Source organism: uncultured Holdemanella sp., assembly GCF_958348295.1.
In the GTDB taxonomy this organism is placed as follows: Bacteria; Bacillota_I; Bacilli_A; order Erysipelotrichales; family Erysipelotrichaceae; genus Holdemanella.
Genome location: NZ_CATVYQ010000085.1, coordinates 1 through 4034 on the forward strand (window position 1 = coordinate 1; position 4034 = coordinate 4034).

Annotated in this window: 4 protein-coding genes; 1 reads left to right on the top strand and 3 read right to left on the bottom strand. The window is 31.2% G+C overall.

From position 1 onward, the window contains the following. Positions 1-102 precede the first annotated feature (102 nt). Entirely contained in the window at positions 103-759 is a 657-nt protein-coding gene (locus Q3907_RS10500; protein ID WP_301898233.1) for a Crp/Fnr family transcriptional regulator, read from the top strand. 20 nt (positions 760-779) lie between these two features. Here the strand turns inward: Q3907_RS10500 and Q3907_RS10505 are convergent, their stop codons facing one another. The 3 genes from Q3907_RS10505 to Q3907_RS10515 form a co-directional block, all read right to left on the bottom strand. Next, positions 780-2117 carry an MATE family efflux transporter gene (locus tag Q3907_RS10505; protein WP_301898234.1) on the bottom strand — a complete coding sequence of 446 codons (1338 nt, stop codon included), beginning with the start codon at positions 2115-2117 and terminating at the stop codon, positions 780-782. Next, positions 2114-3448: an MATE family efflux transporter gene (locus tag Q3907_RS10510; protein WP_301898235.1), complete on the bottom strand. Its 1335-nt coding sequence runs from the start codon at positions 3446-3448 to the stop codon at positions 2114-2116. Before Q3907_RS10510 ends, Q3907_RS10505 begins: the two co-directional genes overlap by 4 nt. 73 nt (positions 3449-3521) lie before the next feature. Further along, a complete protein-coding gene (locus tag Q3907_RS10515; protein ID WP_301898236.1) occupies positions 3522-3974 on the bottom strand; it encodes a hypothetical protein in 453 nt (150 codons plus the stop codon). Between the last annotated feature and the right edge of the window lie 60 nt (positions 3975-4034).

Sequence of the window (4034 nt, forward strand, 5' to 3'; positions counted from 1 at the left end):
CCTTTTTCTTTCTTATGAAACAATTAAAGATAATAACATATGTTACCTACATATTTTTTGGATTGTGTTATACTATTTTAACTGAAGGAGAAATGGGTTTTTATGGGCAGTAACTATTTAATAAAATTTCTTGAAGAAAAAGATGTGCCTACAGTTACAAAAAAAAGACATACATATTTAACGTATTATGGATTGGAACAACAAGATACATATGTGTTAAAGGAAGGCGTTATTAAAACAAGTATAATTTTACGTGATGGTCGCGAATTTAATATATCGTATATTAAAGGGCCGGATATTATTTCACTTTTAAAAGACGAAGTAAGTCAATATACGTCAGCACCATTTAATGTTCGTATAGAAAGTGATACAGCTGTATTTTATCGTATTCCAAGGGTATTGTTTTGGGAATATGTAAATCAAGATACAAATCTACAAGATTATGTAAATTCATATTATCGAAATAAATTATCAGAAGCTATTTTAAGACAACAACTTATGACAATGAATGGAAAAAATGGAGCTGTTTGGGCTTTTATTTATTCGTTAATTCCATTATTTGGAAGAAAATTAAAGGATGGAATAATAATTGATTTCCAAGTTACGAACGACGATATAGCTGGCTTCTGCGGTATTTCCACAAGAAATAGTGTAAACCGTATATTAAGAGGATTACGTGAGGAAAACGTCATTACAATGGTCAATCAAAAAATCTTAATTTTAGATGAAGATTATTTAAAACAATTTATACAAGCATAATACATAACAAAGCGCAGATATTAGTTCTGCGCTTTAAATGGTTTTATGATTCTGTGATATGAAAATAATAATTGACTAGCCATCAAACACCAGATAATAGGTTCGCAAAAGCATACACCCAAATATTTAAATGTAGGTACTAGAAATAAAGTGAATACGATTTTTCCAAAGAATTCAATAAGACTTGAAATAAGTGGTGTGATTTTATATCCAAAACCTTGAATCGTATTTCGTAAATTAAGAAGAATACTTAATACAATAAAGAAAGGTACATTGATTTTTAAATACATAGCACCATTCTCAAGTACAATAGGATTGTTTGATCCTGAAAGGAAATGGACTAGATTTTCAGCTGTAAAATAGATGATTATACTTAAAAATATAGGATAGATAATACTACAAGTGTTTGCCATACGAACACCTTTCATAATACGAGTATAGTTTTGAGCTCCTTTATTTTGAGAAACAAAGGTAGCCATAGAAGCAGCTAATGTAGACAAAGGAAGACACAATAAGGACATTAATTTTCGTGCAGCTGTATGTGCGGCAATAATCTGTGTTCCAAGTCCATTGATTCCTGTTTGGAGAATGATTGTTCCAATGGATACAATAGAAAACATGAATCCCATTGAAAATCCTTGCCCTAATAAATCGTTAATCATAGAGGATTCCATATGGAAATGTTCTTTTTTAGGGATAAGTATTTTAGCATCTTTCCAAATTAAAAAGAAACAAATAATTGTCGATATGCCTTGTGCAATAACAGTAGCTACACCAGCTCCTAAAACTCCCATATCTAGAATTGTGATACAAAATATATCTAGGACAATATTAATGATAGAAGAACAGAAAAGTACAATTAAAGGTCTAAGACTATCTCCTATTGCTCGTAACATACCTGCACCTAAATTGTAGAACATTGTGATAATCAAGAAAGCAGATATACAACGTATATAATTTAATGAATCATTATAAATAATTCTTGGAGTCTTTAAAAGAGTTAACAATGATGGCATAAAAACATAAGAAACAATTGTGATCGCAATGGATATAATAAGGCCAAGAATTAAAGATGTAGCAACACTTTTTTTTAGTTCATCTTCATTTTTTGAACCAAAGTATCTAGCAGTAACAATACTAAATCCAGTTCCACATCCATTTGAAAATTGAACAATCAATTCAAAAATAGCAGCTGTTGCACCCATTGCAGCCAGTGCATTATCGCCTAAAAAATGCCCAACTAATAAGGTATCAATTGTGTTATAGAGTTGTTGAAATAGATTTGAAAAGAAAAGTGGAATCACAAAGAAAAGTAATCCTTTTGCGATGCTTCCTTCAGTTAAAGAGTGATTTTTCATACGACAAGTCTCCTTCTAGAATAAAGAATAAACCATGTAACCAATACAATCCCTTTAATTATACTTGAAATGGAGATGGCCCACCATACACCATTAACGCCCAAAATTTGAGATAGTATAACAGCCATAGGAATTCTTGCAGATGTGAATACAATAGAGACAATACTAGGAGGTAAAGTCTTACCCAATCCATTGAAGGCTCCTTGTGTAGCAATCTCTATGCACATAAAGAGTTGGGAGTATCCTAGTATAACTAGATAATCGATTCCATATGGAAGAATAGTAGTTTCATGGATAAAACAAGAAAATATAGGACCTGGAAGAAAAATTAATATGCACGTAGTGCATAATCCCCATAAACTAACGACAAGTATTCCTGTTTTGTATCCTTTGTGAACACGATTATAATTTTTAGCGCCATAATTTTGCGATGTAAACGCATTGATAGAAGCACTAAATCCATCGGCTGCCATCCATGAAATAGATTCAATTTGAGAACCTACTTTTTGTACGGCTACACTTATAGCGCCAAAGCTAGAAATTAAACGTGCAATGTACATAGAAATGCATGTAAATAACATACTTTGAATTGAGGAAGGAAAACCTATTTTTAGAATTTTAGATATATGGCTTTTATCTGGCTTTGATAATAAGTTTATTCCTTGGAATAAATCTAGGCTTTTTGCATCATATAAAAAAACTAAAGTAACAATGATTTGAGCAATAATTGTTGCCAAGGCAGCTCCAACTACTCTTAGATTAAAGACAAAAATTAGAATCGGATCTAAAATAAGATTTAGTATTAGTCCTGTAGTGGTTGCGATAAAAGTGTTTTTTGAATGTCCAGCAGCTGTAAGAATACCAGTAAAAATTTGATTCACAAAAGAAAATAAAATAAATCCACATGTGATCCATAAATAATTTTGTGCATCTTGTATGATGACAGGATCTGATAAATTGAATAATTGAATCAAGTTCCTTTGAAAAACAATAATTATGATTCCATATATTAACGCAAACAATATTGAGATTTGAAAAGCAGCTTCAATATAATTTTTTGTTTCCATTTTATTATTAGCTCCTAGACTTTGCCCAACTAAAGCTTGAGAACCAATTTTAGGCATATTTACTAATCCATTTGCCAAATACATGAAATTACCGGATACGCCAATACTGGCAACAGCACCAGAACCCAAAAAACCAATCCATAACATATCAACTAGGTTATATGCCATTTGAATGAAATAAGTGGCCATGATTGGAATTGCCAATAAGCTTAACGATTTAAATATAGGGCCATGTAATAGGTCAACACTCTGATTTTTTTTCATACAGGAACTATTGTAGCAATTTTTCATTAAATTTTAAATAAAAAGAATGGGTACGATATACGTTCCCACTCAATTAAGCTTTCATCAATAGCTTTTTAATTGAATCTTCACTTACCGAGAAGATTGATGCGATACTTGAAATACTGAATCCTTTATCCATCATCGTTTGATACATTTCTTTTCGATTATTCTTACTGCCTTGTTCAATGCCTTGTTCGATGCCTTGTTCGATTCCTTTTTTTATTCCTTCAGCTTCCCATTCCTTTGACTTTACCTCAAGCCATCTCTTTTCAGCTTCACACATTTCAATTTCCTCCTTTTCCTCTAATTCTTCTAAATCCAACCATTCTACATCCGTTAATGTCTTGACTACTTTTAACACACTGCTTTTCACAAGCCCAAAGCTATTACTCTTTTCTTCATAAATAGACTGATCATAAATACTTCGACATATGTAGAATAGATTATGCACGTCTTCTTCATTAAAATTATATGAAGTATTTCCTGTGATTTCAATCAGATTCATTTGGTATAGTGATTACGCATGAAATAATCTTCAAAATTTCGTGATTTAAGATTATTTATT